This is a genomic window from Streptomyces sp. NPDC047002 (assembly GCF_040704505.1).
Lineage (GTDB): Bacteria > Actinomycetota > Actinomycetes > Streptomycetales > Streptomycetaceae > Streptomyces.
The window spans coordinates 89,006-95,860 of record NZ_JBEYWC010000028.1 but is presented as its reverse complement, the minus strand read 5'-3'; the positions used below and the strand labels follow the sequence as shown (position 1 = coordinate 95,860).

The following is a 6,855-nucleotide window of genomic DNA, read 5'->3' as shown; positions in this document are numbered from 1 at the left end:
CCGGCGAACACGAGCGGCGGACACGCCTCAAGCTCCGCCACCACCGCACGCAGCGCCTCCTGATCCGGATACGACGGCTGCTGCGCAGCGGGAAGGGAACTCCATGCCTCTCCATGAAGGGAGGCACGTGTCTCAGTGGTCATGGATCCACCGTAGTCGCCGCCGCGTCCGCGCCGGCGGCGTATGAGGCCGCGCGCAAGGTGTATACGGCCGGAAAGGACGGCGTGGCGGGGTTGACGTAGATCATGTCGGAGGCATGTGCCACGCAATTCGGGCAATAGATCTTGCGCGGCCGAAGTGGTTGGTCCAGGCAACGGTTGAGTGGCTTCCTGCGCTTTTCCCCTTCCGTCTGTGAATAGAGAATGAACGGAGCTTGTCGCCGCAGACGGTTCGCGCCATGATCGGACTTTTTCGGCCGCCCCGTGCGACCGGCAAGATCTCCACGCCGGCCGGGCCCACGGCTGTTTTCCGGTCACCTTCGATTGCGCCCATGTGATGCGCGGCACAGTCGGTTGCGCATCATGGCGCGTTCCGTAGGATTGATTTCAGTAATCACGCCACTACGCCCCGTCGAAGCCTTCTTGATCTCAGGGGGACAGGGCGGAGGTCGTCGGGTGGGAGAGGTGCGTGCTGTGACAAAGGAAAACCCCGGTGCTTCCGCGATAGCGGCACACCGCGAAGAAATAGACGAGCTCGATATGCGCATCATCGAACTGCTGGAAAAGCGGTCCCAGATTTCCCGGAGAATCCAGTCCTTACGCGTGGGCCAGGGGGGCACCCGGACGGTCTTGTCCCGGGAAATGACGGTTCTTGAGCAGTACACGGCCCGGCTCGGGCGGCCGGGCGCCGCCATCGCGATGAGCGTGCTGGAATTCTGCCGCGGCGTCCGGCCGGCCGACGGGAGCCGGCCGAGCGAGTCGCCCGAAACCCCCGCCGTCACGCTGCCATGACGCCCCGTCCGCTCACCCGGACCGCGCGTCCTCGGCTGGGTGACATCTCCTTCCTCAACTGCGCTCCGCTCCGCTGGGCACTCGCGGACGGCGGAACGCGTGAGGACTTCGGCATCCTGTCGGCCCCTCCGGAGGCCCTGGCCGGCGAACTGGTGCGGGGCGGGCTCGACGTGAGCCCCGTGAGCCTCGTGCAGTACCTCAGCAACACGGACCGCCTCGTGCTCCTCCCGGGGCCCGTCATCGGCAGCGACGGGCCGGTGCTCTCGTGCCACCTGGTGACGCGGGGCGCCTCGCCGGCCGAACTGGACGGCGCCACGGTCGCGCTCTCCACGACCAGCCGCAGCACCGTGCTCCTCGTGCGCATGCTCCTCGAGGACTTCGTGGGCGTCAGACCCAGGTACGTGGCGCACCGTCAGGACCTGGACACCATGCTGGCCGCCGCGGACGCGGCCGTCCTCATCGGCGACGACGCCCTGCGGCTGACCGTGGCGAAGCGGCCCGATCTCGCCGTGCACGACACGGGGCAGCTCTGGCGGCGCTGCACGGGGCTGCCCATGGTGTTCGCCGTCTGGGCCGTGCGCAGGCGGTACGCGCAGGAGCGGCAGCCGCAGGTGCGTGCGGTGCACGAGGCCCTGACCGCTGCGGTCGACCGGGCGCGCCGTGCGCCCCTCGCGGTCGCGGCCGCGGCCCACCGCGAGTCGCTCCGCTCGCCCGCGGGGCCGGTCCCCTTCGACACCCTGCTGAGCTACTACCGGGCCATCGACTACTCGTTCGGACAGCGGCAGTTCGCGGCGATCGAAGAGTTCTCCCGCCGGGCCGCGGCACACGGTGAGGTACCCGCGGGAGTCGAACCCGAGTTCGCGCCGGGGCTCGCGCCGGGTGAAGCGGGCCCGCCACCTCCCCGGCCTCCGTCCACGCGTCAGGAGAAGGAAAATGATCAGGCACATCGTACTGTTCAAATTCAAGGACGGGATCACGTGGGAAACGCCTGCGGCGCAGGAGGCGGAGCGTGTCTGCCGACAAGTGGGGGCCGAGGTTCCGGAACTGCGTGAGTGGACCGTGGGCAGGAATGTCTCGGCACGCCCCATCGCCTATGATCTCGCTGTCATCGGTCTCGTGGACGACGAGGACGCCCTTGAGCGCTACCTCGTTGATCCTTTCCACCAGAAAGCCATAGCGATCTGGAGGGAGATCAGTGACTGGGTCATCGCGGATATCGAAGAGTAAGTAGGAGACAATGTCGTTCAGTAATGCAGACAAATGCACCTTCGTGGTCGACGGGGACATCGCGACCGGGCTCGCCATGAATGCCGTGGCCGCTCTTTCGCTCTCCGTCGGGCATCTCACCGAAGGAATCATCGGTGACGACGTGAAGGATGCGGACGGAGTTTCCCACCACGGAATCACCAGCATTCCGCTGCCGATCCTCCGCGGAGACCGGGCTGCGCTGCGCGACATCGTGCTGAAATCCGCCGAGTTCCCCGACGTTCTGGTCGTCGACTTCACCGAGGTCGCCCAGTCGTCGCGGAGCTACGACGAGTACACGGACCGAACGGGCCGCATCATCGCCGCGGAGCTGCCGTACATCGCCATCGCCGTGTGCGGGGGCAAGTCGGCCGTGAACAAGCTGACCGGCAGTCTGCCGCTGTATCGCTGAACACCCCTCGGACTCATCCCGGGTTCCGGTGGCGGACGTCCTCCGCCACCGGAACCCGGTACGCGGGGTGTTCGGGTTGCGGCGTGGACCACCGGCTCGCCGAGCATTCAGGAGTAACGGTGTTCACTGTCTTCAACGAGGAAATCGCCCGCGTCGCACGGGACATACGCGACCGGCACTACACGTATGTACGGGGCGAGATGTCGGAGGCCGACCTCGCGGCCTGGCAACTGTCCCAGTTCCGCGGGACCGTCGCCTATGTGAAGGACAACTCCCCCTTCTACAAGCGGCACTTGGCCGATGTCGACCCCGCGTCGATCTCGGCTCTGACGCCGCAGCAGCTCGCGTCCGTGCCGTTCACGACCAAGGACGACCTGCGCAACGAGTTCGAGGCGGTCCTCTCCCAGCCGCTGAACAAGGCATGGATCTTCTACGAGACGACCGGGACGACCGGCAGGAGCACCCCGTGCCCCCGTGACAACGTCGACTCGCTGAACAACAACACCACGCTGACGGTCTACTACGAGACGATCTTCAAGCAGTACGGCGAGAACCTCGTCGTCGGCGTCTCAGGGCCGACCGAGCTGCACGCCTTCGGGGACACCTTCGGCGAGGTCTGCCGCAACCTCGGACACGCCGTCGCCAAGATGTGGCCGCACTCGCCCATGGTCGGCTACGACCGCGCCCTGAAGGCCCTGCGCGAACTGCCCGCGAACGGGCTGTTCAGCACGCCGGGCATGGCGCTCTCGCTGGCGAAGAAGGCCAGGGCGGCGGGGCTCGACCCGCGGCGCGACTTCCACCTCGACGTGATCATGTGCACCGGGGAGCTGGCCTCGCCGAGCCTGCTGGAGAACGTGGGCGCGGTGTGGGGCGCGCGCGCCTACAACGCCCTGTACGGGTCCCAGGAGTCCTCCGTGATGGGCGCGGCCGCCGCCGACGGCCTCCTGCACACCGCCCCCCTGCTCAACGTGTACGAGGTCGTCGACCCCCTCACGGGCGCCGCGGTCGAGCCCGCGAGCGACGGGGTGCTCCACGGCGAGCTGGTGCTCACCGCCCTCTACCAGGGCAGCAAGCCGCTGATCCGCTACCGCACGGGGGACCTGGTCAGGCTGACGCCGGCCGCCGCGGACGCGACGCTTCCCGCGCCCACGCTCGAAGTGCTCGGCCGCACCCGCGACGAACTCGTGATCGGCGGACACCGCGTCAACGGCTACGACCTGGAGAACCTGCTGCTGACGCATCCCCGCGGCTACCTCGACTACCAGATCGTGATCGACGAGGTGGAGGGCCGCGACACGCTGACCCTGCGCCTTGAAGTCCCCGACGACGATCCGGAGGTGCGCGTCGACGAGCAGTCCGTCGTCCGCGACTGCCGCGAGCGGCTGGGGGTGGACGTCTCCTTCGAGTACGGCCCTCTCGGCCCCGTCACCACGACCGGCGCGATGGTGAGCTGGAAGGCCGCGAGGATCGAGGACCGGCGCGGCGCCCCCGACCAGGAGCGGGCGACCGCGCTCGCCCTGACCGCGGGACGGGCCCGGTGACCGGCACACCGGTCCACGACGGCCCCGGCGACCGGCCGCAGCGCAAGCCGGCGATCGCGGCCGTGGCCTACCACGACGGCGCCTTCGTGCCCCTGCGGGACGCGCAGGTGCCGGTGTCCACCCAGGCGTTGCAGTACGGCACGGGCGTCTTCGAGGGCATCCGCGCCTATGTCCAGCGCTCCACCGGCGAGTTGTCCCTGTTCCGGGCCAGAGAGCACTACGAGCGGTTCCTCGGCGGCGCCCGCACCCTGCACCTCGACGTCGGCCTCGACGTGAAGGAACTCGCCGAGCTGACCACGGAACTGCTGCGCCGCAGCGGTCTCGCGGAGGACAGCTACGTCCGCCCGCTGGCGTACAAGCGGTCCCTGATGCCGGGCACCCCGCCCGGTGTCCAGCTGCGCGGGGTGACCGACGCGCTGTCGGTCATCGCCTTCGCCATGGGCTCCTACACCGACCGCTCGGGGATACGCTGCGCGATCAGCTCGTGGCGCCGTCCGGGGGGCGACGTCCTGCCGGTGCGGGCCAAGGCCACGGGCGGGTACCTCAACAGCGCCCTGGCCGTGGACGAGGCCCGCGCGAGCGGCTGCGACGACGCCATCCTGCTCAACGCCGCGGGAAACGTCGCGGAGGCGAGCACGTCCAACGTGTTCGCCGTCGTCCGTGACCGGCTGGTCACCCCGCCGGTCACGGCCGGACTCCTGGAGGGCATCACCCGCGACACGGTGATCCGCCTCGCCGAGGACCTCGGCGTCCGCTGCGAGTTCGCCGACCTCGACCGCCACGACCTCTTCACCGCCGACGAGGTCTTCCTCACCGGGACCGGGTCCGAGGTCGTGCCGGTGACCGGGATCGCGGGGCGCGCCGTCGGAGCCGGCGTCCCCGGACCTCTCGCCACACGGCTCATGGACGCCTACCAGAAGCTGGTCCGCGGGGACGACCCGCGGCACGCCGACTGGCTCCTGCCCGTCGGCTGAGCCGAGCCCGCGCCCGTACCGGGTCCACGCACTACGAACGGAGAGCATCCCCATGCCCGACACACTGCGACAGCACTGGATAGGCCCCGACGCCGAGAAGGGCACCGTCGCCTCCATCGCCACACTGGGACCGCGCGGCACCAGCAGCGAGCAAGCTGCCTTATACCTGTGGGCCGACCGGGGGACCAGTGGCCCCGCCACCATAGAGCTCCACGACACCTACGAGCAGGCCGGCGCCGCACTCTTCGACGGCACGGCCACCCACCTCCTGGTCGCCAACGCCTACGCGCATGTCAACACGTTCTACATGTCGCCGAAGCTCCGGCTCGCGGGTGCCTTCGTCTTCGACACCCCCCAGTACGGCATCGCCGTGTCGCCGGGCCACGCCGTGGGCAGCAGACCCCGCATCGCCTCCCACCCCGCGCCCGTCCCGCTGATCGAGGAGCTCATCCCGGACGAGTACCGCGCTGCGGAGCTCGTGCTCGCCGACTCGACCAGCGCCGCGGCCGCCAAAGCCCAGGCCCTCGACACGGACCTCGCGCTCACCACGGAGCCCGCCGCGAAGGCGAACCACCTGCAGTTCATCTCCCGCACCCGCCCCATCCGGATGCTCTGGTCCGTCTTCCAGCTCGGCACGAGCGACTGACCACCCGCCCGGCGCCCCGCCGGGGGACCTGCGCCCGCCCCGCGCAGCCCCCGCGGGGCCTCCCGACCCCGCGCGCCTGTCACGAAGGAGCCTGCGCATGCTGCTGATAGACCGGGAAACCGTTCGCAGCCTGTACCCCATGGAGTACGCCGTCGAGGTGATGGCGGAAGCCCTGCGCCGCTACAGCGGAGGGCTGGCCGATCAGCCACTGCGCACCATCCTGCGGCCCGCGTCGAGCGAGGACCTGCTCGGGACCATGCCAGGGCACGTCGGAGGCGACGACCTCGCGGGCTTCGGTCTGAAGGCCATGGTCCTCAAGCCCGGCAACCCGGCACGCGGCCTCGACCTGCACATCGGGATCGTCATGGTCTTCCACCCCGAGACGGGAGAGCCGCTCGCGCTCATGGACGCGGGCGCCGTCACAGCGATCCGCACGGCCGCCGTCTCCGCCGTCGCGACGGACACGCTCGCCCCGGCCGGCGCCGGCGACCTGGCGATCCTCGGCTCCGGTGTCCAGGCCCGCAGCCACCTCGAAGCCATGCGGACCGTGCGCGAGCTGCGCCGTGTCCGGGTGTGGAGCCGCACGCCCGGCCACGCGGAGGCGTACCGGCAGTGGGCCGCCGCAGAACTCGGCCTCCAGGTGGAGACGGCGCCGACACCCGCGGAGGCGGTCCTGGGCGCGGACCTCGTCTGCACCACGACCGCGGCTCGGGAGCCCCTGCTCGAAGCGGCGGACATCGCCGAGGGCGCCCACGTCAACGCCGTGGGGGCGTCGTTCGCCGACCACCGTGAGCTGTCGTCGGAGGCGGTCGCGCGGGCCAGGCTCTTCGTGGACAGCCGCGAGTCGGCCCTCGCCGAGTCCGGCGACCTGCACCACCCCATCGCGGAGGGCCTGATCGCGCAGGACCACATCCTCGCCGAGCTGGGCGAGGTGCTGCTCGGTAAGCACCCCGGCCGCTCGGACGCCCGTGAGACCACCCTCTTCGCGTCCCTCGGGCTGGGCGTCCAGGACATCATGTCGGGCTTCGCCATCGCCAGGGCCGCCGAGAGGGAGCACCTGGGACACCGCTTCACCCTCGACTGAGGG

The 6,855-nt window shown here is 70.0% G+C and carries 9 protein-coding genes; 8 read left to right on the top strand and 1 reads right to left on the bottom strand.

What is annotated here, in order from left to right:
• Positions 1–143, bottom strand: a 143-nt coding sequence (locus tag AB0910_RS23725) for a 3-deoxy-7-phosphoheptulonate synthase (RefSeq protein ID WP_366746636.1), incomplete at its 3' end; no start/stop codon positions are given.
• A gap of 489 nt (positions 144–632) precedes the next feature.
• Here AB0910_RS23725 and AB0910_RS23720 point away from each other — a divergent pair.
• The 8 genes from AB0910_RS23720 (at position 633) to AB0910_RS23685 (ending at position 6,852) form a co-directional block, all read left to right on the top strand.
• Complete coding sequence (locus tag AB0910_RS23720; RefSeq protein WP_366746630.1) at positions 633–950, top strand: chorismate mutase; 318 nt, start codon at positions 633–635, stop codon at positions 948–950.
• Positions 947–2,002 carry a menaquinone biosynthesis protein gene (locus AB0910_RS23715; RefSeq protein WP_366746629.1) on the top strand — a complete coding sequence of 352 codons (1,056 nt, stop codon included), beginning with the start codon at positions 947–949 and terminating at the stop codon, positions 2,000–2,002. Before AB0910_RS23720 ends, AB0910_RS23715 begins: the two co-directional genes overlap by 4 nt.
• Positions 1,884–2,177, top strand: a complete 294-nt coding sequence (locus AB0910_RS23710) for a Dabb family protein (RefSeq protein ID WP_366746628.1) — start codon at positions 1,884–1,886, stop codon at positions 2,175–2,177. The genes AB0910_RS23715 and AB0910_RS23710 overlap by 119 nt, the downstream gene beginning before the upstream one ends.
• Positions 2,178–2,187: 10 nt before the next feature.
• Positions 2,188–2,607: a DUF2000 domain-containing protein gene (locus tag AB0910_RS23705; protein ID WP_366746627.1), complete on the top strand. Its 420-nt coding sequence runs from the start codon at positions 2,188–2,190 to the stop codon at positions 2,605–2,607.
• 119 nt (positions 2,608–2,726) lie between these two features.
• On the top strand, positions 2,727–4,148 hold the full coding sequence (locus AB0910_RS23700; RefSeq protein ID WP_366746626.1) for a phenylacetate--CoA ligase family protein: 1,422 nt from the start codon (positions 2,727–2,729) through the stop codon (positions 4,146–4,148).
• Complete coding sequence (locus AB0910_RS23695; RefSeq protein ID WP_366746625.1) at positions 4,145–5,122, top strand: branched-chain amino acid transaminase; 978 nt, start codon at positions 4,145–4,147, stop codon at positions 5,120–5,122. The genes AB0910_RS23700 and AB0910_RS23695 overlap by 4 nt, the downstream gene beginning before the upstream one ends.
• A 52-nt stretch (positions 5,123–5,174) precedes the next feature.
• Positions 5,175–5,768, top strand: a complete 594-nt coding sequence (locus AB0910_RS23690; RefSeq protein ID WP_366746624.1) for a prephenate dehydratase domain-containing protein — start codon at positions 5,175–5,177, stop codon at positions 5,766–5,768.
• Between the two features lie 97 nt (positions 5,769–5,865).
• Positions 5,866–6,852, top strand: a complete 987-nt coding sequence (locus tag AB0910_RS23685; protein ID WP_366746623.1) for an ornithine cyclodeaminase family protein — start codon at positions 5,866–5,868, stop codon at positions 6,850–6,852.
• Positions 6,853–6,855 lie beyond the last annotated feature (3 nt).

Excerpts from the sequence above, each read along its gene's own strand:
- AB0910_RS23705 (WP_366746627.1), top strand. The coding sequence starts at position 2,188 with ATGTCGTTCAGTAATGCAGACAAATGCACCTTCGTGGTCGACGGGGAC.
- AB0910_RS23715 (WP_366746629.1), top strand. The coding sequence starts at position 947 with ATGACGCCCCGTCCGCTCACCCGGACCGCGCGTCCTCGGCTGGGTGAC.
- AB0910_RS23690 (WP_366746624.1), top strand. The coding sequence starts at position 5,175 with ATGCCCGACACACTGCGACAGCACTGGATAGGCCCCGACGCCGAGAAG.
- AB0910_RS23685 (WP_366746623.1), top strand. The coding sequence starts at position 5,866 with ATGCTGCTGATAGACCGGGAAACCGTTCGCAGCCTGTACCCCATGGAG.
- AB0910_RS23710 (WP_366746628.1), top strand. The coding sequence starts at position 1,884 with ATGATCAGGCACATCGTACTGTTCAAATTCAAGGACGGGATCACGTGG.